The organism is Virgisporangium aliadipatigenens (genome assembly GCF_016863615.1).
GTDB classification, from domain to species: domain Bacteria; phylum Actinomycetota; class Actinomycetes; order Mycobacteriales; family Micromonosporaceae; genus Virgisporangium; species Virgisporangium aliadipatigenens.
The window spans coordinates 398,717-422,423 of the sequence record NZ_BOPF01000002.1 but is presented as its reverse complement, the minus strand read 5'-3'; the positions used below and the strand labels follow the sequence as shown (position 1 = coordinate 422,423).

Here is a 23,707-nt window from a genome sequence, read left to right as displayed (position 1 = left end):
CATGACGCTCGCCGCCGACGCCGAGCACGATGCCCCGTTATCGTGGCGGCGTGTATCGGACAGCCGCCGTCGACGGGTTCCGGCTCGCCTACGAACGGACCGGGACCGGTCCTCCCGTGGTACTGCTGCACGGCTGGCCGAGCGACCGCACCGAGTACCGCGACGTCGTTCCCCTCCTGTCCACGGCCGACGTGATCGTCCCCGACCTACGCGGCTTCGGCGCCTCCGACAAACACCCTGCCGATCCGACCCTTCACTACAGCGCCGATGCCCAGGCCCGCAGCGTCATCGCGCTGATCGAGGAACTCGGGCCGAACCGGCCGGTCCTCGGCGGACACGACATCGGCAGCCGGATCGCTCAGTCCGTCGCCCTGCACCGGCCGGACCTGCTGCGAGCGCTCGTACTCACCCCACCGCTGCCCGGCATCGGCGAACGGATCCTCGGCCCGACGGCGCAGCAGGAGTTCTGGTACCTGCCCTTCCATCAGCTGCCGGTCGCCGGCGAACTCATCGACGGCCGGCCGGACGCCGTGCGCCTCTACCTGCGCCACTTCTGGACACACTGGGCCGGCCCAGGGTTCGCCCTCCCCGACGACCATCTCGAACACCTCGTCTCGGTGTACGCCGAGCCGGGCGCGTTCACCGCGTCGATCGGCTGGTACCGCGCGGGCGTCGGAGGGCTCGGCAGGGTCGCGGCCGAACGGGAGCCCCGGCCGGCGCAGCGGATCGCCGTCCCGACCACCGTGTTGTGGCCCGAGCACGACCCGCTGTTCCCACCCGCGTGGTCCGACCGGCTCGACCGGTTCTTCACCGACGTCCGGATCCAGCACGTCGACTGCGGACACTTTCTCCCGCTGGAACGCCCGCACGACTTCGCCGCGGCCGTCATCGCCGCGGCGGGCAACCTTCCTTTGCCGCTGTCCTGAGCTCCGCCCGAACGAAGGAGCGCCCGCCGTTCATCGATACGGTGCCCGTGCGGCTCGACTCGCCCGTGACCGACGACGATCCCGCCGTCGCGATGGCCTACGGGTGGAGCGCGAGCGGGGTCTCCCGCAGGAAGCGCTGGATCAGCGTGGCGGTGCGCTCCGGTTGGTCGATCATGAGCCAGGTACGGCTGTTCGCGACGGTCGCGACCCGTGCGTGCGGTAGGAGCCTGCCGAGCCGCTCGGCGTGCGCCACCGGGAAGAGCCGGTCGTCGGCGGCCCACAGAACGAGGGCGGGATGCGGGAACCGGGCCAGGTCGTCGCCGAGCCGGGTCAGCATTCCGCGGTCACCCAGCGAAGCGACGAAGCGGCGGGTGTCGCGTCGGACCCCCGGGTCGGCGCGGTAGGCCGCGAGCCAGTCGTCGATCAGGTGGTGCGGGAGCGGCCGGTTGGTGAGCCGGCCGTATCCGTTGGGCAGCCCGCGAGTGGCCCTGATCCGCAGGGTCGACAGGATCAGCGGCAGCAGTCCGAGCCGGGCGGCCGGCGGCAGTGTCCGGAAGGGTGCCGGCGGCATGTTGTGGAACGCTTCGCAGCTGGTCAGGACGAGCCGTCCCAGGCGTTCGGGGTGACGGGCCGCGACGATCTGTGCGATGGCGCCGCCGGTGTCGTTGCCGATGAGGGTGACGCCACGCAGGTCCAGGTGCTCGAGCAGACCGGCGACGATGTCGGCGACGCCGGAGGCGCTCAGGTCGGCGTCGGGCCGCATCGCGGTGCGGTGGGCACCGAGCGGCAGGTCCGCAACGATGCGGCGGACCCGCTCGCCGAGCCGGTCGAGCAACGGGTCCCAGACCCTTCCGTCCTGCAGCAGCCCGTGGAGGAAGACCAGCGGTTCCCCGGTGCCGGTGTCGCGGTAGTGGACGGTGCCGGTGGGCAGGGTGGCGTGTGGCATACGATGCTCCTCAAAAGACGTACAGCCTGTACGTACTTTTACATACAGGCTGTACGTAAACAAGGAGCCGGTCTCGTGGAACGTAAGACGACCAAGCACGACCTGCGCTCGGCGGCCACCCGGGAGCGGTTGATCGCGGTAGCCCGGACGCTGTTCGCGCAGCGCGGATACGCCGACGTGGGCACCGAGGAGATCGTCCAGACGGCCGGGGTCACCCGCGGCGCGCTGTACCACCAGTTCCGCGACAAGGCCGAGCTGTTCACCGCCGTGGTCGAGGCCGTCGAGACCCGGATCGTCGCCGAGGTCACGGCGGCCCTCGCCGAACCGACCACGGATCCCGTCGAACGGCTGATCTCCGGCGCGCGCGCCTTCCTCGCCGCATGCGCCGACCCGGCGACCGAACGGATCGTGCTCCGCGACGCACCGGCCGTCCTCGGTGCCGCACGCTGGCAGGAACTGAGCGAACGCTACGGCCTCGGGCTCGTCCAGCAGGCGGTGCACACCCTGCTCGCCGACGGGACGTTCGCACCCCAACCGGCCGCACCGCTGGCCCGGCTGCTGCTCGGGGCACTCAACGAGGCGGCCCGCTACGTGTCCGCCGCCGAGGACCCGCGCGCCGCCACCGAGGAGTGCCTGCGCATCATCGGCGGAATGCTCGACGGCCTGCGCACAGCACCCGGAGCCGACCGCCGATGACCGCGGAAGGCGGGACCGTTCCCGGGTGAACGGCTCAGGCCGGCAGGGTCGCCGTCGTGATCGAGACCGTGTTGCCGCCCACCGACAGGTACGGCGCGGCGGCCGCGTCCCGAGTGACACCACCGGCGGGCGTGACGGTGAAGAACGCCGTGGACCACGTCGAGCCCGCGGCGATGCGGTAGTCGGCGGGAAGCAGCCGCAAGGACACCGGAGTGTTCTTGTTCGCGGCACCGAGCACACCCCACACCGAGAACGTCGGCGCGGTCAGCTTGGTCGCGTCGACGGTGACCGCCACGCCGTGCACCGTCAGCGTCGTGCCACCGCGCCCGCCCAGATAGGTGGCCCCGGCGGGATAGTCGACGGTACCGGCCTCCGTGACGGTGAACGACTCCTTCGTCCAGGTCGAGTGGAAGCCGAGCGCATACGTCGCCGGCAGCACGCGCAGCACCTGCGGCGCGCCCGTCGCCATGTTGGAACGCACGTTGAACACCCCGAACGTCGGGCCGCTCATGGAACGGGCGTCCACGGTGATCGCCAACCCGGTGACTGTCAGCCGCGGGGTACCACGGCCGCTGAAGTACGAGACGCCCGCGTCGTAGTCGACGGTACCGGCGGCGGTGACGGTGAACTTCTTGTCGTGCCAGGCGCTTCCGGACGAGAGCTTGTAGCTGCCCGGTGCCATCCGTACCTTGTGCACGACGCGCGAGTCGACGAGTCCGGTCGCGCCGCCGATCGTGATCTGCGCCGTCGAGAGCGCGGTCGCGTCGACCTCCACGTCGAACTTGCCGTCGTTCGGCTCCGTAGCGGCGGGACCGCTCGATCCGGCCCCTGTTCCCGGGTCCGGCGGCGCTCCCGGCCCTGCCGGTGCGGCGCTTCCGCCCGGTGCCGCACCCGCCGGATCCGAACCGACCGGGTCGCCCGGCCCCGGTCGGTTGGCCGGATACTCTCCCGGCCGGGTCGCGCCGGGTACCGACGAGCCGGGCATCGGCGCACCGTTCGACTTCTGCCCGGCCACTGACGGTCCGGCCGCGGCGTCCACCGGCGGCGAGCCCGAACCGGGCAGGGCGAGCAGCACCGGGATCGTGGCGACGGCAGCCACGCCGGCCGCCACCCGACGTCCGAGATCCGGGTGCTGCTGGAGCAACTGGCCGAACGGCGTGCGCGCGGCGCGGGCCACCGCCATCGTGACGGCGTCGCTGATCAGGCGCACCGGAGACGTCCCCGAACCGGCAGCCGCACCCGAGCCGCTCACCATGGAAAGCGACGGTCCCGTGTGCCGGCCGGTGGCCGCCTGACTCAACGGAGTGTCGCGGCGCCGTCCGCGCGGACGCAGCAGATCTCCCAGCCCTGACACGGCGTCCGAGAGCCGCTGCTGCCACAGCCGGATGCCGGCCGACTGGGTGATCCCCGCCGCGGCGAGCACGGCCAGCAGGCGTTCCCGGGCCGTGTCGTCGAGATGACCGGCCGCCACGAGGGCCGCGCGCGCGAGTCGCGTCGGGAAGCGGCGGAGCAGTCCGGTGAGGGCACCGGTGACGGTCGTACTGACGGCCGCGGACCTGGCGAGCACGACCAGCAGTTCGATCGACTGCCGCTCGGTGAGGACCGGCAGCACCCCGTCGAGCAGACCGGGCGTGGCGTCCAGTTCCCGTGCGACGAGGCTCTCGTGCAGCGGGTCCGGTCGCATCGGGGCGCACGCCCAGCCCGGTTCCCCGTAGAGGTCGTTGAGCCATTGAGCGACGGCCGTCATGGTGGCGGCCGGCTGGTCACGCAGATCGGGCAGGCGGCGCAGGATCGGCAGCGGCGACTCCGCCCGGTCCTCGCGTGCGGTGCACAGGGTGGCGACCGTGACGACGCGCTGCAGGACGGGGCCGGGCAGGCGGGTTCCCAGGTCGGCGACGGTCGCCGCGTGCCTGCTCCAGTAACGTGCCTCGTGGTTGAGGACCACCGCCGCCGGGTCCACTGTGGACATCGACGTATTGTCCACAGTGGACACCGGCGCGCCGTCGGCCGCGGAGAGCAGACGACCCAGCGCCTCCATCTGCAGCGTCAGCGCGTTGCCGTAGCGCGAGACGTCAAGCGTCGGCGTGCCGGCTCTGCGCGCCGCGGCCGTCCAGTCGACCTCCGGCCGCAGCGCCTGCAGGCGGCTGCGGTAGGCATCGAGAGCCCGCCCGTACAGGTCGGGGTCGAGCGGCAAGGGCTGCAACCGTTCGACCGCGTCGTCGACATCGTCGGGCAGCAACTCCCGGAACTCGCGGCAGTGGGTCGTCAGCTGGGTCAACCAATCCCCGCCGGTGCGCGCGGTCATCAGCAGCCGGACCGACCTGATGCCGGGCAACGCCTCGACCAGGGCCGCGAGCTGATCGCGGCGTTTCTCGGGATAGTCGACGACGATCAGGAGCCGCTCCCGGACATCGCGCACCGACTCGAACGCGACGACCTCCTCGCGCAGGTCGAGCACCGCCCACCCCTCGCGGGCCGTGCGCCGGGCGAACTCCCGGGCCAACCGGGTCTTGCCCTGCCCACCCGAGCCGGTCAGTACCCGCACCGACCGCTGGACGTCCTCGTCGTCGCGCCAGCCGCACAGCCGCTCCAGCACATCCTCCCGCCCGTGGAACGGCATCACCTCGGCATCGGCGCGCAACAGATTAGCCGGGCTCGTGCGGGCCGGCGTGTGCTGCTGCAACGGGGCGAGTTCCGCCGGTTCGAGGATCGGGTGCGCCAGTTCGGCCGCGAACACGGGGTCGTCGAAGAACGCCTCGACCCGCACGGCGGTCAGCCGCCGGCTGTGGTAGGCGTGCGGGTCCTCGACCACCACACCGCAGACCAGGCCACCCGAGACGAGCGGCGCGCCGGAAACCCCACGCCACAGGGACCGCCGTTCCCACCGCTCGGGCCAGCTGCGCACGGCGAGATCGATCCGACCGCTCTTGCGGCGGTCCAACGCCTGGAGTTCGCCGGCGACATGTGCCCAGTCGCGCATGCCGTCGGGGCCCGCCACGTGGGCGTCCGGGAAGCCCAGCGTCTCCGCCGGTATGCCCGAACGGCCGGTCACGAAGCGTCCCCAGCGCACCGGCGTCAACCGGGCCGCCCGTACCGGCTCGGCCAGCCGCAACAACGCCACGTCCAGATCGTCACGGCTCCACACGACCTCGGCCCGACACCGCTGCGTGGCGTGCAGCGCCGGGAACCGCACCGTCGCCGCACCGGCACGCGCCACGTGCCACGCGGTCAGCAGGAGCCGTTCGGAGACGAGTAGCCCGGTGCCGACCGAACGGTCGTCCGCCCATACCTCGCAGACCCGACGCTCGTCGATCATGACGGCCTACCGCTCGGGAATGGCGGTGTAGCGCCCGGCGACGTACGCCGTCTCGTGCGTGTCACCGACCGTCGGCGTCAGCGTCAGCGTGAGCCGGTGGGTCGACTCCCGGGCACGGTCGGCGGCCGCCCCCACCGACGCGACAGCGAACGTCACCCCGCCCTGGCCGTGCACCGTGCGGCGCATCGTCAGGGCCAGTTCGACCTCGACGGCACCGAGCGCGAAGCGCAGCGGCTCGTCCTCGGCGGCGGCCATCGCGGCGGTGATCTCGGTGCGCAGTTGGCGGACGGCCTCGGTCAGCCCGACCCATGGTTCGTCGCTCATGTCCACTCCTCGTCGAGGTCGGCGCCAGACTCCAGACAAATGGGGACGCTAACCGTCCAACCTCGAACATGCGGGTGAGTCGTGCGTACGTCGCGGATCCGACAGGGGAATCCGGCTGTGGCACACGAGACGGCATCAGCCGCCCAGCAGGAACGCCACCACGTCGGCCGCGCCGTACTCCGCCCCGTCCGGCGCCAGCCGCCGCAGGAAACCGACGTCCTGCCCGAGCGTGACCAGCGGCGGCTCCACCGAACCGTCGAGCCGCCGCTGCGCCGCTCCCGCGGTGGCGACCAGCCCGTTGCACAGGCACCGGCTGCCGACGGTGTCCTCGATCGCGCCGCCCTTGCGGAGGTACTCGTCCACGGGTTCGGCCGGGCAGCGGTACCCGACCCCGCCGCCCTCGCGCCGGAACGGCGTGCGCAGGTAGCCGAGGTCGCAGTTGCGCGGGCGTGCCGCGTAGACGTGCGGCTCGGCGACGGTACCCGGCAGCGGCACCACCTTGAACGGGAACCCGGTCGGCGAGGCGCGCACGTCGTTGCGCACGCGCAGCGTTCCGTCGTGGGCCGCGCGGAGCAGTTGGCGGCGCAGCCGCGCGTCGAGACCCGATTCGCGGCACAGCGCGAACGCCGTCCCGACCTGCACCCCGGCCGCACCGGCCGCACGCGCCGCGGCGAGGCGTTCGGGGGAGGTCTGCCCGCCGGCCAGCCAGAACGGCAGCCCGAGCGCGGCGACCCGGCCGAGGTCGACCTCGTCGCGGGGGCCGTAGACGGGTTCGCCGGCGGCGTCCAGGACCAGGCGGCCGCGCGGGCGGGCGCTGTGTCCACCGGCGTTCGGGGACTCCAGGACGAAGCCGTCCGGACGGGTGGCCGCGTCGCGCGCCAGGTACCCGGCGAGCGTGGCCGAGGAGACGATGGCCAGCAGCCGCGGCCGGCGCAGCGGACCGGCCGTCGTGCCGAACAGCGCCGCCGGGTCGATGGTGGCGTGGTACGTCTCCCCCGCCGGGGCGCCGTGCACCGCGACCGTCACGCGTGCCGGGCGGTGCTCGGTGAGGGCGTTCAGCAGGGCCGGGATCTCGGTCGGCAGGCCGGCGCCCATCAGCACGTGGTCGACGCCGGCGAGCATCGCCCCGTACACGGCCGCCGGGGTGGCCACCTGGATCTTCTCCAGGTAGTTCACGCCGACCGGCCCGTCGTGCCCCTCCTTGGCGAGGAACACCTCGACGAAGTTGGCCGCCACGGCCAGTTCCTGGGTGGCCGGGCGGGGCAGCAGACCCGGCCGCGGCACGGGCCGGAACGGCCGTTCCGCCGCCGGCCCGCCGGGCACGTGGTACCGCTCGACGATCCGCCGCGCCACGTCGCCGAAGGGGAAGTGCGCCAGGGCGCGCCGCACGTGCCCGCCCGGGTCGCCGCTCTGCAGCCGCCGGGCGAGCAGAACGTCCAGCGCCACACCCGACACCACCCCGAGCTGCCCGGTCCGCGCCACCGCGCGGGCCAGCCGCCACCCGGAGACCCCGACGCCCATTCCACCCTGCACCACCACCGGCGTTGTCACCGTTCGAGTGTGCGGATCTTCGATGGCCGCTCGGCAGTGCCGTTGGTCCCCCGCGGCGGGCCCCTCGGCCCTGCCACCGGCCACCCCGTCGATGAACGCTGGGTCCGACGACACCCGGAGGAGGTAGGACAATGAACAAGATCATCGTCGGGGTCGACGGTTCCGACGGCGGCCGCCGCGCGCTGCGGTGGGCGATCCGGGAGGCCGCCGACACCGGAGTGTCGGTCGAGGCGGTCACCGCCTGGCACTGGGCCGGGGTGCAGGACATGACCGTGCCGGTCACCGGCCCGGACGAGCAGCGGACGCTGGCCGAGCGGGGCCAGTCCCGCGACATCGCCGCGATCCGCGCCGAACTCGACGACGCCGTCCCGGTCACGCGGGTGCTGGTGCGGGGCGTCCCGGCCGAGGTGCTCGCCGACGCGGCCCGCGGTGCGCGCCTGCTGGTGCTCGGCAGTCACGGCCACGGCCGGCTGCACCACGCCGTGCTCGGCTCCGTCGCCGAGGAGTGCGTGCGGCTCGCCGCCTGCCCGGTCGTGATCGTGCCGGTGCCGCACGCGAAGCCGTTCGCCACGAGCGGGGAGGCGATCGCGACCACCGGCTGAGCGCGGCGGCATCGGGGAGCCGACCTCAAGGATCTCAACTTTCGCTACGGCTCTCCGATGTATCTGCGCAAGCGGCCGACCGGCCGCGCCGGGAGGTGACGCCGCGTGCGCAAGCGTGCCGCTTCGGCGGTTGCCGCCCTGGTGCGCCCGGCGTCCGCGGCCATCGGCCGGCTGCGCTACGCACAGAAGTTCCTGCTGGTGGGGTTGGTGCTGCTGATCCCGCTGGCCTTCACCGCCAACGCCTACATCGACGTGCAGGGCACGCAGATCGCCTCGACCGTGCGCGAACAGGACGGGCTGCGCTACCTGCGTTCCCTCATCGTGCTCACCGGGGACGTCGTGCAGGCGCGCCGGTCCGCGGTCTCGCGCGGCTTCGAACCTCCGCTGAGCCTGGCCTCGGACATGGCGCGGGTCGACGAGATCGACCGGGACACCGCGCGGACGCTCGGCCTGCACGAGGACTGGGCCGCGGCGCGGCGGCTGGTGGTCGCCGCGACCGAGACCGACGACGGGACCAAGGCCGAACGCTTCGCCGCGTACAAGGCCGCGTGCGACGCGCTGCTCGTCCTGATCGTGACGCTTGGCGACCGGTCGGGCCTGATCTACGACCCGGACCCGGACTCCAGCTACATCGCGACCGCGCTGCAGGACTGGCTGCCGTCGCTGTGCGACGTCTCCGGCCGCATCGCCGATCTGATGGAACTGTCCGCGCAGGACACGCAGGTCGACGAGCTGCAGGTCTTCATGGAACTCGGCAAGTACTACGGCATGGTCTCCGGCACCCGCGAACGGATCGCGCACGCGGCCGACGCGATCGCCGCCACGGCCGAGGACGAACAGATCATCGAGGACTTCCGGCAGCAGTCGCGCGCGCTGTCGGGCGTCACGTTGGCCATGGGCGACCGGCTCGGGCTGGCGGTGCAGCGGCGGTCGCTGAAGGAGTTCCCGTCGCACTCCGCGGACGCGGTCCGGGTGGCCGTCAACAGCTTCGCCTCGGTGGCCGTGTCGGCGCTGGACCGGCTGCTGCAGGCCCGGATCGAACGTTCCGAGCGGCGCATCCGCGAGATCCAGCTGTGGGCCGGACTCGGGGCGATCCTGGTCGTCTACCTCTTCTGCGGCTTCTACGTCTCGGTCGCCTCGCCGGTGCAGGCGATCGTCGGCGTGCTGCGCGCCGTCGCCGGCGGGGACCTGAGCCGGCGGGTGAAGGTGCGCACGCGGGACGAGTTGAGCTACGTGGCGACCGTGCTCAACGACACCATCGCCACCACCGAGGCGGCGACCAGACAGCTGACCCGGCAGGCGACCCGCGACCCGCTGACCGACCTGCCCAACCGCACCGCCGCCATCGAACGGCTGGACGCGGCGATCGGCCACGCGCGCGCCACCGGCGAGACCGTGGCGGTGCTCTTCATCGACCTCGACCGGTTCAAGGCGGTCAACGACACGCTGGGCCACGAGGCCGGCGACGTCGTGCTGCGCACCGTCAGCCGGCGGCTCGGCACGGTGACCCGGGGCGCGGACATGGTGGCCCGGCTGGCCGGGGACGAGTTCGTGATCATCTGCGCGGACCTCGGCGACGTGGCCACCGCGATCTCCGTCGGCGAACGGGTCGTCGATGTCGTCGACCGCTCCATCGAGATCACCCTCGACAGCGGCCGGCACGAGGTGGCGGTCGGCGCCAGCGTCGGCGTCGCGTTCGTCACCGGGGACACCGCCGTCTCCGCCGACGAGCTGCTGCGCGACGCCGACGTCGCCATGTACCGGGCCAAGCAGCGCGGGCGCGGGCGCGTCGAGGTCTTCGACGAAAATCTCGACACGGAACTGGCGCACCGCGCGCAGGTCCAGCACGACCTGCGCCGCGCGGTCGACTCCGACGAACTCGTCGTCTTCTACCAGCCCATCGTCGACACGACGCACTCCGTCACGCTCGGCTTCGAGGCGCTGGTGCGCTGGCAGCACCCGACCCGCGGGACGGTGCCGCCGGACCAGTTCATCCCGATCGCCGAGGAGAGCGGGCTCATCGTGCAGCTCGGTGCGCGGGTGCTGCGCGACGCGTGCCGGCAGGCGGCGGCGTGGCAGGCCGACCTGCCGCCCGGGGAGCGCCTGCGCATATCGGTGAACATCTCGTCGGTGCAGTTCGCGCACGCGGCGTTCATCGCGACGGTGGCCGCCACGCTCGCCGAGACCGGGCTCGACCCGAGCAACCTCTGGCTGGAGATCACCGAGACGAGCCTGCCCGCCGACCTCGACGCGGCCACGGCCGCCCTGCGGGAGCTGCGCGACCTGGGTGTGCACCTGGCGCTCGACGACTTCGGCACCGGCTACTCGTCGCTGGCGCACCTGCGCACGTTCCCGGTCGAGGTGCTCAAGATCGACCGATCGTTCGTCGCCGGGCTGGGCAGCAACCCGGAGGACACCGCCATCGTCGCAATGATCATCGACCTGGCGCGCACCTTCGGCCACCTGGTCATCGCCGAGGGCGTGGAGACCCAGGACCAGGTCGCCGAACTCAACCGCCTCGGCTGCACCCTCTGCCAGGGCTACCACCTCGGCCGCCCGGCCCCGGCCGAGGTCGCCGCCGGGCACCTGTCGGCACGCAAGAACGGGAGCGTCAACGTATGAGCCGTTTCGCCGCGTGGACGGCGGCGCTCGCCGTCCTGTTCACGATCTCCGGCTGTGCCGCCTTCGAGTCCGGCAAGGAGCCGGCGGGCACGTTCACCCTGTGGCATTACGAACGCCCCGAGAGCGCCATGGGCATCGCCTGGAACCGCGCCGTGGAGCTGTTCAAGGCGAGCCATCCGAAGGTGACCGTGCACGTGGAGACGAAGACGTTCGAACAGATCAGGCAGAACGGCTCGATCGCCCTGAACGCCGAGGACCCGCCCACGATCCTCGAACACAACAAGGGCAACTCGACGGCGGGTGTCCTGGCCAAGCAGGGCCTGCTGACCGACCTCACCGCGCAGGCGAACTCCCGCGGCTGGGACAAGCTGCTGCCGGCGAGCCTGCAGACGACGGCCCGCTACGACGAGAAGGGCATCATGGGCAGCGGCGCCTGGTACGGCGTGCCGAACTACGCCGAGTACGTGACGGTCTACTACAACAAGGACCTGTTCGCGAAGCACGGCCAGCAGGCGCCGACCGACTTCGACGGCTTCCGGCGGGTCATGGACGCCTTCACCGCGGCCGGCGTCACCCCGCTCTCGCTCGGCGGGGCCGAGTATCCGGCGCAGCAGCTCTTCTACCAGCTGGCGCTCTCCCGGGCGAACCGCGCCTGGGTCGACGCGTTCCAGCGCTACCAGGGCAGCGTCGACTTCACCGGCCCCGAACTGAACTTCGCGGCGCACACGTTCGCCGACTGGGTGGCCCGCGGCTACGTGCGCCGCGACTCGGCGAGCATCAAGGCCGAGGAGATGAACCACGCCTTCCAGCGCGGCGAGTTCCCCATGGTGGTCGTGGGCAGCTGGATGTACGGCGACTTCGTGCGGGGCATCAAGGACTTCCAGTGGAGCACGTTCCGCTTCCCCGGCAACAAGCTGCACCCCGGTTCCAGCGGGAACATGTGGGTCGTGCCGGCGAAGGCCAAGCACAAGGACCTCGCCTACGACTTCATCGACATCACCATGCGGCCGGAGATCCAGAACCTGCTCGGCAACTCCGGCGGCATCCCGATCGCCGCCGACCCGAAGGCGCTCACCGACGAGAAGAGCCGCCACCTCATCGAGGAGTTCCAGGCGATCGCCTCCTCCGACGGGCTGGCGTTCTACCCGGACTGGCCCGCGCCCGGCTACTACGACGTGCTGGGCGTGGCGATCCAGGACCTGATCAACGGCACCAAGACGCCGGCGCAGGTGCTGGCGGACATCGCCAAGCCGTACCACGAGCAGCGCGCCACCGTAGGCGGATAGATCACCTCGTCGCTCGGCTCGCGGATCGGCGTCAGTCCCATCCCTGCGCAGCGGCGATCTCCTGAAACACCGCGGGCGGGAGGTCATCCAGGATGTCGGCGAGGAGGACGCCCTCGTTGTGGTACTTGGCCACGTCACGACGATCCGCTTCGCCGGCGTAGTACTTCGGGTCGACCGCTTTGAATCCGCGGTGCACGGCGACAGCCTGCCAGTTGTCGTCGAGCACCGGGGCCCCCGACGACCCGCCCTTGGTGTCCGTCAGGTAGCGCAAGAGATGTGGCTTATTGCCCTTCCCGACACAGAAGTTGTTCCGGATGGCGAACTTCAGCGGGCTGCCGTCCGGACACTGCACGATGTTGAGCCTGCTTCCCCGGGCCAGCAGGGAAGCATCGCGCGCCAGCGCCAACTGGCTCCGGTCGGCGAGAACAGGACTGTCGTCAAGGCGGAGAAGCGCGTAGTCCAGCGTACTGTCACCGGATACGACCTCCTTGACGCCGACAGAAGCGGAACTGTCGCCCTCGACGTGATAGTCGAACCATGCCTCTGTCGCGATGGCCTGCCGCTGTACATCGGCGTCGGACGCGACCGGCTCCTCTTTCTTGCGTGCGACGATGACGTGACGGGAGGTGATCAACAGTTGAGGCGCGACGAGCCATCCGGTACCGAGCCCGGGAGGATGCAGGCGCCCGTGACCGGAATAGCGCGGCACGAGCAGGCGCGCGACGTGGCGGCCCGCGAATGCCGCCTGCCGGAGGAAGGCGTCGGTCACCCATTCCCCGTCGCCACCGAAGATCAGGACCTCGGGATGATCGGTGAGCTCGGCCAACGGCTCTTCCCGGCCGTACGCCTCCTCGACCTCCTGCTTCATCTCCATCAGACGCCTGCCGAGATCGGTGCCTCGACTGCTGCGCCATGCGTTGTGGGCCACGATGACGACCGGCCGCTCACCGTTGTCCAGCCGGCCCAATCGCTCCAACTGCTCGATCAGATTCGCCAGGTCGACGAACTGGCTGTCCGCACGGATCAGGGAGGCGCGAACGTTGGCCGGGATGCCGCTCAGCAAGGCGTCACGGCCTGCCCGGTCGCCGGTGCCTGGCACATCGATGAGCGCGTCGAGGAGGCGATTCCGCAACTCCGTCGCAAGGACCGTGTCGCTCATGTCGCTCGGTTCCCGGGCCGGGCGTCGGGATGGCTGATCGCATCGCGCTCCTGCCGCAGGCGCGAGGCCAGCTCGCGCGCGAATGTCGAGCCACGCTGCAGTCCCGACTCGAGGCCCTCGTCGGCGTCACTCTCGACCGGGTCGAGCAGATCGGCGAGTCGTTCACGACGGAGTTCGATCGCTTCGACATGGGGCTGCGCGGCCGGATAGAGCAGGCGGAGCGCGCGTTTGTCGCCGTCGGACAGATGTTGACCGTCGCCGGCGGGCGCACACGGGCTGGGGTTGCTGCGGTAGAACAGGGCCGGAAAGCGGTAGAGCATCACCGACGCCGGGTCGAAAGGTCCGGCCATCAAGGAACGGCCGTCCGTAGCGGTTCGCAGGTTGTGGTCCACCTTCGAACGCGGCCATCCGTTCGGGTAGCCCGAGAGATACGTGTAGATGCCCGGGCGCCGCCCTTCCGGATCGACGACGTACGCACCTCTGGCATCGCGGGTCGGCCGATAGTCGGGATCGTCGTCCCAACGGAAGGCGGCCTCACACGGCCCGCGCATGTTCTGATGTTCGTGGTGGAACGACAATGCGTGCAGGAACTCGTGACGGACGGTTCCTTCCCACCCGTTCGGGCGGGCGAGGTGAAATCCGCCGAGGTTGAGCGTCCGCTGATGGGGCGCTCCGCCTACCGGATGGTGCGGGAGGCCGATGCGGGGATCGATGCTGTCGGTTCCGACCAGCGAGAAATACCCGCCCTGGTCGAAGGAAATCCGGATCTCGGCCCCGTACCCGGTGTCCGTGATCGACCAGGTACGGAAAGACCCGTCGTCGTCCCGAAAGTCGAGAATGATGTTCGCGATCTCGGTGATCTCCCGCGTGGCGCTCTCGATCGATTCATGCAGTTCCGTATTGCCGCCGAGAAACGCGACACGAATTCGCTGGCCGGGGCGCCATGCCTGCACATCGGCGACCAGCGATTCGAGTCCCACGTCGATGAACGGCAGGTCGACCAACTCGCGATCCCTGCGCTCCATCGAGGCGAGGACCTCGTCCGGCAGCGACTCGAGCACGAAGTCATCAGCTCGCAGGTCTTGGAAGGAGGGCTCAGACACGTCAGTCCTTCGGATAGGCGACCGCGCCGCTCCGCACGCAACCGTGGGGGCGCGCTCCGATACGCTACCGGCTGCCGCTCGCTTTGCGCCGCGTCTCACGCGGGCGTGCGGAATCATTGCCCCATCGACGTATCCTGGTCACCCGTTCGGCATGTCGTACTCCCCCGTCCCTCGTCCGGATGTGACCGAGTGATACCGCCCGACCTCGTAGATGCCCTCGTTCGCGCGCTGATCCGTATCCCGAGCGCCTCGTCCCACGAGGGTCGAATGACTCTCCTTCACGGGATTCCAGTCAACATTGCGCTCAGCCAGAACGCGTCGATCAACGTCGCGATCCGTCAGATCGTGATGAATCTTGCGGGCAGCTACGACAAATACGGGAAGCCCCACGTCGTCCGGCTGATCGACAACGCGATGCTGGACGCGGACGGGACGGAGCCCGGTACCGAACTGAAGTGGATTCGCCAACGGCTGCAAGGGCAACAGCCGGGTCCGGCCGAACTCGCGCAGTTGGACCACTTCGATCTGAGACAACCGGTTCACATGTGCATCGGGACGCTGCCCGGAACGGCGGCGATGTCGGGCTTCACCGTACCGACCCCCACGCCTCGCCTCCTGAAGCACTTCTGCGCGAGCGTCAAGCATCGCGGCGCCGACAGCCGGATGTGGCGCCGGGACGAGATCTCCGCGGAAGGCATTCCCCTGGTGATCAATCCGATACATACTCCGGTCACGCTTGCACTGAGCCGGATGAGGAACATCGAGAAGCTTCTTACCAAGAAGCACGTCATCTGGTCCATGTTCGTCGACGACGCTTCTGACGCGGCACACCTGTGGCGAGGCATCCAGAAGAACTTCGCGCAACCGCTCGCGCATCACCTCATTGTCGCGTTCGGAATACCTCCCGAAGTTCGCACACCGGACGGCATGGTGCAATTACCGGCGCCGACCTTCACCGTCCAAGACGTCCGCGACTGGCTCGAAGCGATCGGAACGGCCCTCACATTTCCGGCGGACCTCATCGACCGCTGGGCCCGAAGGGTACTGCTCAGCATCGGAGGCGGCACGGACGCTCTTCCCATCCACGCCGTCTACGAACACCTTGCGCATCACAGCGACGTCATTCGCATCCATCGCACGCCGGAAGCGCTGTCGCACATCTTGGACGACTTCGACCTCTACGAGGGATAGGCATGCCTGACACCGACCTGTCGCAAAGCTACGCAGTAGCGATCAAGAACACGCTGTCGGGCCAACCGACGGCGGGCGTCAGCGCAGCGGAGGCGCCGAAAGACGACCCGGACAAGACCGGGGTGCCACCCGAGGTCTACCTCCCGAGCGACGACCTCGCCCGGGTGACCGACCTCGCACTGGCCCTGGGACGGCCGCTGCTCCTGCAGGGTGAGCCGGGATGCGGCAAGACCCGCCTGGCACATTCGGTCTCGCATGCCTTGGCGATGCCTCTCGAGATCGCGTACGTCAAATCGACAAGCAGAGCACAGGATCTCCTGTACACCTACGACGCGGTGCGCCGGCTCTTCGACTCACAACTGGGCGCCGAAGGGCCGAAAGATGATGCCGGCAAGCCGCTGGCCCGCCACGCGCGGCACTACGTCAGCCTCGGTCCTCTCGGACGCGCGATAGCACGTGCCGAATCCGGCCGACGATCGGTCGTACTCATCGATGAGATCGACAAGGCGGACCTCGACTTTCCGAATGATCTCCTGTGGGAGTTGGACCGCATGGAGTTCGACGTGCCCGAGGCACCCGGCATGGGGCACAAGGCCGCCCAGGTACGGCCGTTCGTGATCATCACGCACAACGAGGAGAAGCCCTTACCACCGGCGTTCCTGCGACGGTGCGTCTTCTACTACCTGAAGTTCCCCGACAGCCAGCGGGAGGTCGAACGCATCCTCGCCGCGCACGGCATCCGCGCCGACCTCTCGTCGAAAGCCGCGTCCCTGATATCCGAGATCCGCAAGAAGGACCTCAACAAGAAACCGGGACTGGCCGAACTCATCGACTGGCTGCTCTACCAGGACGCCAAGGGAACGTCGCCGGACGATCTCGATGCCCTGCCGGACCGGGAAGCGTTCCTCAAGGACCGGGCGGACCTGGACAGAGTCGAACGCGACCTCGCCGCGACATGACACCCGCCGCGGCTGATCAACCGTTCTTCCTGTGGACGCTGTTCCAACAGTTGCGTCGTCGGGGATTCCCGCTCGGCCCGAACGACTACGAGACCGTGCGCACGGCCCTCCGGGTCGGCTTCGGTCTCGCGTCGCGCGACGATCTGCGCGCGGTCGTCATCGCACTGTGGGCGTCCTCGCGTGAGGAGGCAGCCGTGGTGGCTGCCCTGTTCGACCAGCACGTCTCGTGGGACTGGGAGGCCGGCGACCCCACGGTGACCGCCTCGACGGGACCGGAGGATCACGAGTCGGCCGATCTCGATCCGTCTCATTCTGACGAAGACCTGGTGTCCGAGATAACGACCGGAAATGATGTCGACGAATCGCTCTCCACGACCCCTGTCGGTACGTTGCCCACATTCGACAACGTCGAGGTTCCGCCGCTGCCCTATGAGCATGTGTTCCTGCCGCAGTATCCGGTCGACTTCCGGAGCGTCGCACAGGCCTGGCGGCGGCTTCGATGGCCGATCCGGTACGGGCCGGCGACCGAACTCGACATCGACGCGACGGTCCGCCGCCGATGTACCGACGGCGTCGTCTCACCACCGGTCCTGCGGCCCCGCCAACGCAACCGGGCCAATGTTCTACTCCTGGTCGACCGCCACGGCTCCATGACTCCTTTCCATTCGTACGTCCGACACGTGTGCGGCGCCATCCGGCAGGTCGGTCGGCTCCACAAGGTCGGCGTGTTCTATTTTCACGACACGCCGTTGGAAGGCACGGACCCGTCGCTTCTGAGCCCGCTGTCCGGTGAACTCTTTCCGCGCCTCGATGCGGTTCTGCCGGATGTCCCGCCCCTGGTCGACGGGATCCTCATGCAGGACGAAGACCTGTCTGTCCCGATCGACGCCGCCGAGGTGTTCGCCGACTACGAGGAACGCGGCGCGCTGGTCGTACTGAGCGATGGCGGCGCCGCCCGCGGCGGATACGACCCGCTGCGACTCCTCGACACGGTCGCCTTCCTCAAGGGAACCCGGCGCTGGACCAACCGCACGGTGTGGCTGAACCCCCTTTCTCCCGATGCCTGGACCGGCAGCACCGCCGCCGAGACAGCGCGCCACGTACCGATGTTCCCCATGGATCGGACCGGAATGTACCGAGCCGTCGACGTGCTTCGCGGTCAACCCGCGACAATCGAACGTCCGTTGACCGGACTTCTGCCATGACCGACGCACAGCGCCGCGTCGACGCATTCGAACGCCAATACGGCAGCACCCTGTTGGCCCTGGCATGTCACGCCGCACTGCCGGTCGTCCTGAGCCCGGACCTCCTGCATGTGTTGCGCGTCAACTACTTCCTCGACCCGCCGGACACCCTGTCGTATGCCGATGAGGCGCGGCTCCTGCTGTCGCCGCTGTGCGGGGAGGTTGATCAGGGGCTGTACGTCATCGATCCCGAGGTACGGGACGTGCTGCTCGTCCGCCTGTTGCACACGAACGGGTCGGAGCGGATTCGCGATCTGGCGCAGCTGCTGTGGGAATTCGGCAAACGTGGGATTCCGTGGCCGGACCGGCCCGGCCTGGTCGAGGCACAGCGTTTGACGGCGTTGAGCTTCATCGACCCGGCCCAGGCGTGGGAGTGGCTCGATCGGGCCGAAGCGGGTGCGGGGAGCAGCGAACAGGCCGATCAGCGCTGGAGCATCGCCATGCGCCACGACCTCGAAGCCCGAACCACCGCAGTCGCGGACGCGGAAGCCGAGATCGCCGCCGCAGCCACAGCCGTCGACCCTCCCGAAACGCCAGCCGTCGACGTACTGATCATCACCGCGTTGAAAGAAGAATTCGACGCGGTACGGCGAGCCGCCCCCGAAATCGACTGGCAGGAATACGACCGCCACGAATCGCAGCCATATCTGTACGGGCAGTATTCGACTCCCATCGGCCGCATCCTGTCGATAGCGCTCGCCAGACCTGTACGCGCGGGCGTCATCAGCGTCGGCTCTCTCGCCGCCAGACTTGCCCGACGATTGCGACCAGGCCATCTCGTAAGATGCGGAGTCTGTTCGGGAAACCCGTCGCAGGTGGCGCTCGGCGACGTTGTCGTGGCCGACATGGTGCAGGAATACGACGAAGGAATGAACTCCCGCTCAGGCTTCGAGGGCGACTCCATAGTCTATGGGCTGGACCCTGTATTGGCGACAGCAGCACTAGACTTGAACACGGCTCACCTAGCCAGCTATGGCGCGGCAACCGAACGTGAGGCGACCATCTGGTTCCTCGAACGGCTGCTCGCGGGCCAGGAACCACGTGATCTACCCGCCCGCGAGCGCTATTTCCCGCGCGGTACCTGGCAGCCCCGGTTAGCGCAGATCGAGGAGGATGGCCTGATCGAATGGCGGGGAGGGAGGTGGGCGTTGACGCAATCCGGCACTCAGTTCGTCGAACGGTCGCGGTATGACGACATCGATGGCCCCACACGCCTGCCGTTCGCGGTCAGAGTGGCACCGATGGTCAGCCGCGTAGCAGTTCGAGCGGATCGGCGGACGTGGGAGCAACTACGTTGGGTCGGATCGCTGAGGGCGGCAGCTATTGACCTAGACGCGGCAACAATCGCTGCGGTCGCGCTCCAGCACGATTTGCCCTGGCTGGTGGTCAAAGGAGTGATCGACTACGCCGATGGCAGCAAGGACGACCATTATAGCTCTTTTGCGGCGCGGGCATCGGCGGAAGTCGCGTTCGCAGTGATAGCGGCAGGGACAAGGATCGTCCGAAAGTCGGCGTCCGGTAGGCTTTCCGGAAAAGCAAAGCTGGAATTCGCTCAACGGCTCGGAGACAGCTGGAATGAGCTGGCCGATTTCCTTGGCGTACCGCGGCACGCCAAAGCCCGATTCCCGCAAGGAGACGAGGCGCGTGAGCTGTGGGAGTGGCTTGAGGTCAGGAACCGGCTTCGAGAGCTACCGGCGGTGTTGGACGAGATCGGCCGCGAAGACCTCTCAGTTCTTTTGAGGCAACGCGATTAACGCTCATCGGGTCGTGGCGAACCGGGCCCGGTACGCCCCGGGCGTCAGCCCCACCCGCCGCACGAACGCCCGCCGCAGCGTCTCGTCGCTGCCGAACCCGCTCCCCCGCGCCGCACCAGTGACCGAGGCCCCGGCGAGCAGCAGCCGCGCGGCGGCCTCCACCCGGCTCACCTCCACGAACTGCGACGGGGTCAGCCCGGTCTCCTGGCGGAACAGCCGCGCCAGGTGCCGGGGCGAGACCCGGGCCAGCCGGGCCAGCGACGCGACGGTGTGCGGGCCGGCCGGGTCGCCGGCGACGGCGTCGAGCACGAGCCGCAGCGGGCCGGCCGGCACGGTGGGCAGTTCGAGGCGCGCGGAGAACTGCGACTGCCCGCCCGGCCGCCGCATGAACACCACCAGCGACCGGGCCACCTCCCGCGCCACCGCCGCGCCGTGGTCGTCCTCGACGAGGGCCAGCGCCAGGTCGATGCCGGCGCTCACGCCCGCGGAGGTGAAGACCGTTCCCGCGCGGACGAAGATGGCGTCGGGCTCCACCGTGACGGCCGGATAGCCGCGGCGCAGCAGCTCCGCGTACTTCCAGTGGGTCGTCGCGGCGCGGCCGTCGAGCAGGCCCGCCTCGGCCAGCAGGAAGCTGCCGGTGCAGATCGAGGCGATCCGGCCGCAGGTCGGGGCGAGGTCGCGCACGACGCGGACCAGCGCGGGATCCCGCACCGGCGGGCCGTCACCGCCGGGGACGAGCAGCGTGTCGAAGCCGCGCTGCGGCACGGGCGAGTCGACGGCGACCCGCACGCCGCTGGAGGTGCGCACCGGGCCGCCGGACGGGGAGAAGAGCGTGACGTCGTAGTGCCCGGCCTCGCTGAGGACCTCGACGGGGCCGGCCATGTCCAGCAGCGTCATGCCGTCGTAGGCGACGATCCCCACCCGATGTCCGATACCGAGGAGTGTACGTCCGAACGGCCACGGCCCCGCCCGGCCCGGGCACGGGATGCTGGCCGCATGAGTGGACGCTTGCGGGAACGAATCATGAAACAGGGTGCGCTCGCGTCTCAGGGCGCCGGTGAGCGAAGCGAGGCGGCGGCATGAGCGAGATCGTTCGCATCACCGCCTGCCAGCTCGACGTCCGCGACGCGCACCGGGCCGCCGCCCTGGCCGCGCTCGCCGAGCACGTCGCCGCGACGAGGCCGGACGTGGTCGTGCTGCCCGAGATGCCGTTCTCGGCGTGGCTGGCCGCCGATCCCGAGGTCGACCCCGCGCGGTGGTCCGACAGCGTCGCCGCCCACGAGGCCGCGATCAAAGCCCTGGTCGAACTGGGTGCGCCCGCCGTCGTCGCGTCCCGCCCGACCACCGGCCGGCGCAACGAGGCGTTCACCTGGTCCCGGGAGCACGGCGCGGTGGGCCTGCGCGAGAAGTACTACCTGCCCGACGAGCCCGGCTACTGGGAGGCCACCTGGTACGACCGGGGCGAACGCCGGTTCGACCTGGCCCGGGTCGGTCCCGCCCGCGCCGGGGTCCTGTTGTGCAGCGAGCTGTGGTTCCTCGAGTGGGCGCGCCACTACGCGCGTGCCGGCGCCGAACTCCTCTGCGTCCCCCGCGCCACCCCGCACGAGACGCTGCCGAAGTGGCTCGCCGCCGGGCAGGTGGGCGCGATCTGTTCGGGGGCGTACTGCGTCTCGTCGAACCAGTGGGTGCCGGACGGCTCACCGGTCGAGGCCGGTGGGCTCGGGTACGTGATCGGCCCCGACGGGGAGATCCTCGCGACGACCTCCGCCGCGGAGCCGTTCGTCACCGTCGAGGTCGACCTGGACCGGGCCCGGGCGGCGAAGCGCACCTACCCGCGCTACGTGCGCGAATAGGCGGCCCTTCCCGGACGCTGCGGGCCGGGCGCGCCGCCTCAGCAGCTGGCGCGCCAGCCGCACGCCCTGGCTCGCGGTCACCCGCGGAAGATACGCGCGGGCGACGGCGTTCCCGATCGTCGGCAGCGCCGCCGGATCCGGGTACGCCAGCAGCAGCGGCCGGTACTCCGGCTGGAACTTCGCCTTGAACGCCAGCAGTGAGCGGAACCCGTACACCGGTTCCAGGGTGGTGCCGAGCCGGTCGAGCAGCTGCGCCAGCCCGCGCGGCGGCTCCTGGTGGCGGCGGGCCAGCGGCGCACCGGACAGGCTGAGGAACTCCGCCCCCTCGGCCTGGCAGTGCAGCGCGGCCGACGCGACGAGGAACTCCATCACGCCGTTCGCGGCGTCCGGCCGGCGGCGCATCATGTCGAGCGTCCAGCCGACGACGTCCCCGTCCCGGTACACCGGCAGCCAGCTCGTGACGGCGTGCACCCGCCCGTCCGCGTCGACCGCCAGGAGGCAGCGCACCGCCGGGTCGTCGAGCTGTTCCAGGCCGCCGAGCGTGAACCCCAGTTCCGGCAGGCCCTTCGCGACGAGCCACGTGTCGGAGATGGCCCGCACCTGCGCGGTGAGGGCCGGCGGCGCCTCCGCGAAGCGGTGCCACTGGGCCTCGACGCCGTCGCGGGCCGCGCGGTTGAGCGCCGTTCGGACGTCCTGCCACTGACGGCCCTTGAACGCCAGCCCCGCCAGCGGGAGCACGGTCTCCTCGGCCACCTGCACGGTGCCCCAGCCGTTGTCGCGCAGGGCGTTCGCGTGCGGCTCGCCGATGCCGTAGAAGCAGGGCGTCCAGCCGCGGTCGAGGCAGTAGCGGCCGAACTCGCGCAGGGCGTCGGTGCGCCGTCGCGGATCCCCGACCGGGCCGCCGAGGGTCAGCGCCACCGAGGAGATCAGCCGGTAGGCCACCGCCACGCGGCCGTCGTCGCTGATCCAGTGGCTGTTCTCGGGCCAGGTGACCATGTACGAGAGGGAGTCGCCGCCGTGTGCCGTCAGCAGCCGGCGGGTCGTCGCGGCGGCGTCCGCGTCCGCCGGCCGGTCGCCGCCGAAGGTGCGGGCGATCCCGGTCAGGGCGGCCAGCCAGCCGATCGTGCCGGTCCAGCCCCACAGCACCGTCGCGGGCGTTCCGTAGGGCAGGAAGGCGGGCGGGAAGGCGTCGAGGTAGCCGACGGGCAGGAAGCGCAACGGCAGGTCCGCGATCAGGTCGCCGAGGTCCGGCGTCGGCGCGAAGCGGTGCCGCAGCAGGTATCCGCCGCCGAGATAGAGCAGCGCCGCGGCCGCCGGCCCGCCGAGTCCGAGCAGCATCAGGTCGCGCCGCCGCTTGCGGTCCGTCGGGAGGTCAAAGCGGCGGTGGAACGCCATGAGCGAAGCCGCGATCAGCAGCGGCTGCACGACGGCCGCCAGCACGGGAAGCAGCTGCGCCGGATCCTCCCGGCCGCCGGTCAGCAGCGGGACGAGGTCGAACGCGACGGCCCCGAGGCCGGCGAGCACCAGGTTCATGACGAACGCCAGCCACCACGCCGAACGCCGGCCGCGCCGCAGCCCCTCGGCGGCCACCAGCACCACGGCGAACGGCAGCAGCGACAGCGCCACCGGCCCGACGCCGCGGGCGTACACCTGCGCCAGCATGGCGTGACACTGGTCGGCCAGCGTCGGATCGGCGCACGCGGCCCGCACGTCGCCGGCCGCCGGATCGGAGACCACCATGAGCACCCGCGCCACCGCGAACGGGCCGCCGTCCCGCGCGGCCAGCGTGGCGGCGAGCGGGCCGAGGGCGGACATCGCGACGGCCAGGGCCATCAGCAGCCGCGCCTCCGGCCGGGTCGGCGGGACGGCCTGGGTGCAGGGACCCCGCACGGCGCGCCCGACCAGCAGCCCCGCGAACCCCGCGACCAGCACGAACAGCACCACCGGCCGGCCGGTGTACAGCGCCGTCACCAGCAGCAGAACGAGCAGCAGGCGCAGGCGGCGGCGCCACAGCGGGGCCAGCCCGGCGCTGCCGGCCAGGGCGAGGCCGAGTACCGCCGGCCCCGGGCCCGGCACCAACGGGTGTCCGGGTGCGGCCTGCCACCAGCCGTGCCCGGCGAGCAGCCACCAGAGCAGCGTGGCGGCCGGGGCGGCGACCAGGTGCACGCCGGCCCA

At 70.6% G+C, this 23,707-nt stretch carries 17 protein-coding genes and 1 pseudogene; 10 read left to right on the top strand and 8 right to left on the bottom strand.

Features of this window, described 5'->3' with window-relative positions; translation table 11 throughout:
* Positions 1 to 50 precede the first annotated feature (50 nt).
* On the top strand, positions 51 to 926 hold the full coding sequence (locus Val02_RS02570) for an alpha/beta fold hydrolase (RefSeq protein ID WP_203897188.1): 876 nt from the start codon (positions 51 to 53) through the stop codon (positions 924 to 926).
* Between the two features lie 97 nt (positions 927 to 1,023).
* Here the strand turns inward: Val02_RS02570 and Val02_RS02565 are convergent, their stop codons facing one another.
* The gene (locus tag Val02_RS02565) at positions 1,024 to 1,872 is read right to left on the bottom strand and encodes an alpha/beta fold hydrolase (RefSeq protein ID WP_203897187.1); all 849 of its coding nucleotides are present in this window, start codon (positions 1,870 to 1,872) and stop codon (positions 1,024 to 1,026) included.
* Between the two features lie 75 nt (positions 1,873 to 1,947).
* Between Val02_RS02565 and Val02_RS02560 the strand changes: the two genes are divergently transcribed.
* Entirely contained in the window at positions 1,948 to 2,568 is a 621-nt protein-coding gene (locus tag Val02_RS02560) for a TetR/AcrR family transcriptional regulator (RefSeq protein WP_203897186.1), read from the top strand.
* Between the two features lie 34 nt (positions 2,569 to 2,602).
* On the opposite strand, the gene Val02_RS02555 is transcribed toward Val02_RS02560, so the two are convergent.
* From Val02_RS02555 to Val02_RS02545, 3 genes are all read right to left on the bottom strand, one after another.
* On the bottom strand, positions 2,603 to 5,884 hold the full coding sequence (locus Val02_RS02555) for a S1 family peptidase (RefSeq protein WP_203897185.1): 3,282 nt from the start codon (positions 5,882 to 5,884) through the stop codon (positions 2,603 to 2,605).
* A 6-nt stretch (positions 5,885 to 5,890) separates the two neighbouring features.
* Positions 5,891 to 6,208: a trypco2 family protein gene (locus Val02_RS02550; protein WP_203897184.1), complete on the bottom strand. Its 318-nt coding sequence runs from the start codon at positions 6,206 to 6,208 to the stop codon at positions 5,891 to 5,893.
* A gap of 135 nt (positions 6,209 to 6,343) precedes the next feature.
* Entirely contained in the window at positions 6,344 to 7,759 is a 1,416-nt protein-coding gene (locus tag Val02_RS02545; protein WP_203897183.1) for a nitronate monooxygenase, read from the bottom strand.
* A 131-nt stretch (positions 7,760 to 7,890) separates the two neighbouring features.
* Here Val02_RS02545 and Val02_RS02540 point away from each other — a divergent pair, with 131 nt between their 5' ends.
* The 3 genes from Val02_RS02540 to Val02_RS02530 all read left to right on the top strand — a co-directional run bounded on the left by Val02_RS02540 (position 7,891) and on the right by Val02_RS02530 (position 12,269).
* Positions 7,891 to 8,361 (top strand): universal stress protein, encoded by a 471-nt coding sequence (locus tag Val02_RS02540; protein ID WP_203897182.1) that lies wholly within the window; start codon positions 7,891 to 7,893, stop codon positions 8,359 to 8,361.
* A 105-nt stretch (positions 8,362 to 8,466) separates the two neighbouring features.
* Positions 8,467 to 10,983, top strand: a complete 2,517-nt coding sequence (locus tag Val02_RS02535; protein ID WP_203897181.1) for a putative bifunctional diguanylate cyclase/phosphodiesterase — start codon at positions 8,467 to 8,469, stop codon at positions 10,981 to 10,983.
* Positions 10,980 to 12,269, top strand: coding sequence for an ABC transporter substrate-binding protein (locus Val02_RS02530; RefSeq protein WP_203897180.1), 1,290 nt, complete (start codon positions 10,980 to 10,982; stop codon positions 12,267 to 12,269). The genes Val02_RS02535 and Val02_RS02530 overlap by 4 nt, the downstream gene beginning before the upstream one ends.
* Positions 12,270 to 12,300: 31 nt before the next feature.
* Here Val02_RS02530 and Val02_RS02525 read toward each other — a convergent pair whose 3' ends face one another.
* On the bottom strand, positions 12,301 to 13,428 hold the full coding sequence (locus tag Val02_RS02525; RefSeq protein WP_203897179.1) for a trypsin-like serine peptidase: 1,128 nt from the start codon (positions 13,426 to 13,428) through the stop codon (positions 12,301 to 12,303).
* Positions 13,425 to 14,531 carry a zinc metalloprotease gene (locus Val02_RS02520; protein ID WP_203897178.1) on the bottom strand — a complete coding sequence of 369 codons (1,107 nt, stop codon included), beginning with the start codon at positions 14,529 to 14,531 and terminating at the stop codon, positions 13,425 to 13,427. The genes Val02_RS02525 and Val02_RS02520 overlap by 4 nt, the downstream gene beginning before the upstream one ends.
* Positions 14,532 to 14,798: 267 nt before the next feature.
* On the opposite strand from Val02_RS02520, the gene Val02_RS02515 reads away from it, so the two are divergent.
* Genes Val02_RS02515 through Val02_RS02500 form a run of 4 tightly spaced genes read left to right on the top strand, consistent with a single transcriptional unit; the run spans position 14,799 to position 19,679 of the window.
* On the top strand, positions 14,799 to 15,722 hold the full coding sequence (locus Val02_RS02515) for a hypothetical protein (RefSeq protein ID WP_203897177.1): 924 nt from the start codon (positions 14,799 to 14,801) through the stop codon (positions 15,720 to 15,722).
* A 2-nt stretch (positions 15,723 to 15,724) separates the two neighbouring features.
* Complete coding sequence (locus tag Val02_RS02510; protein WP_203897176.1) at positions 15,725 to 16,681, top strand: AAA family ATPase; 957 nt, start codon at positions 15,725 to 15,727, stop codon at positions 16,679 to 16,681.
* Positions 16,678 to 17,886 (top strand): VWA domain-containing protein, encoded by a 1,209-nt coding sequence (locus tag Val02_RS02505; RefSeq protein ID WP_203897175.1) that lies wholly within the window; start codon positions 16,678 to 16,680, stop codon positions 17,884 to 17,886. The genes Val02_RS02510 and Val02_RS02505 overlap by 4 nt, the downstream gene beginning before the upstream one ends.
* Positions 17,883 to 19,679 (top strand): phosphorylase family protein, encoded by a 1,797-nt coding sequence (locus tag Val02_RS02500; protein ID WP_203897174.1) that lies wholly within the window; start codon positions 17,883 to 17,885, stop codon positions 19,677 to 19,679. The genes Val02_RS02505 and Val02_RS02500 overlap by 4 nt, the downstream gene beginning before the upstream one ends.
* 3 nt (positions 19,680 to 19,682) lie before the next feature.
* On the opposite strand, the gene Val02_RS02495 is transcribed toward Val02_RS02500, so the two are convergent.
* The gene (locus Val02_RS02495) at positions 19,683 to 20,600 is read right to left on the bottom strand and encodes a GlxA family transcriptional regulator (protein WP_203897173.1); all 918 of its coding nucleotides are present in this window, start codon (positions 20,598 to 20,600) and stop codon (positions 19,683 to 19,685) included.
* Between the two features lie 158 nt (positions 20,601 to 20,758).
* On the opposite strand from Val02_RS02495, the gene Val02_RS47090 reads away from it, so the two are divergent.
* Positions 20,759 to 21,532, top strand: coding sequence for a carbon-nitrogen hydrolase family protein (locus Val02_RS47090; protein WP_239151711.1), 774 nt, complete (start codon positions 20,759 to 20,761; stop codon positions 21,530 to 21,532).
* 153 nt (positions 21,533 to 21,685) lie between these two features.
* On the opposite strand, the pseudogene Val02_RS47085 reads toward Val02_RS47090, so the two are convergent.
* Positions 21,686 to 22,870 (bottom strand): annotated as a pseudogene (locus tag Val02_RS47085) (MprF family protein); the annotation flags it as partial.
* Positions 22,871 to 23,707 lie beyond the last annotated feature (837 nt).

Bases quoted from the DNA above. Each gene is read 5' to 3' on its own strand.
- Val02_RS02565 (WP_203897187.1), bottom strand. From the start codon at position 1,872: ATGCCACACGCCACCCTGCCCACCGGCACCGTCCACTACCGCGACACC.
- Val02_RS02555 (WP_203897185.1), bottom strand. From the start codon at position 5,884: ATGATCGACGAGCGTCGGGTCTGCGAGGTATGGGCGGACGACCGTTCG.
- Val02_RS02550 (WP_203897184.1), bottom strand. From the start codon at position 6,208: ATGAGCGACGAACCATGGGTCGGGCTGACCGAGGCCGTCCGCCAACTG.
- Val02_RS02540 (WP_203897182.1), top strand. From the start codon at position 7,891: ATGAACAAGATCATCGTCGGGGTCGACGGTTCCGACGGCGGCCGCCGC.
- Val02_RS02530 (WP_203897180.1), top strand. From the start codon at position 10,980: ATGAGCCGTTTCGCCGCGTGGACGGCGGCGCTCGCCGTCCTGTTCACG.
- Val02_RS02525 (WP_203897179.1), bottom strand. From the start codon at position 13,428: ATGAGCGACACGGTCCTTGCGACGGAGTTGCGGAATCGCCTCCTCGAC.
- Val02_RS02515 (WP_203897177.1), top strand. From the start codon at position 14,799: ATGACTCTCCTTCACGGGATTCCAGTCAACATTGCGCTCAGCCAGAAC.
- Val02_RS02510 (WP_203897176.1), top strand. From the start codon at position 15,725: ATGCCTGACACCGACCTGTCGCAAAGCTACGCAGTAGCGATCAAGAAC.
- Val02_RS02505 (WP_203897175.1), top strand. From the start codon at position 16,678: ATGACACCCGCCGCGGCTGATCAACCGTTCTTCCTGTGGACGCTGTTC.
- Val02_RS02500 (WP_203897174.1), top strand. From the start codon at position 17,883: ATGACCGACGCACAGCGCCGCGTCGACGCATTCGAACGCCAATACGGC.
- Val02_RS47090 (WP_239151711.1), top strand. From the start codon at position 20,759: ATGAGCGAGATCGTTCGCATCACCGCCTGCCAGCTCGACGTCCGCGAC.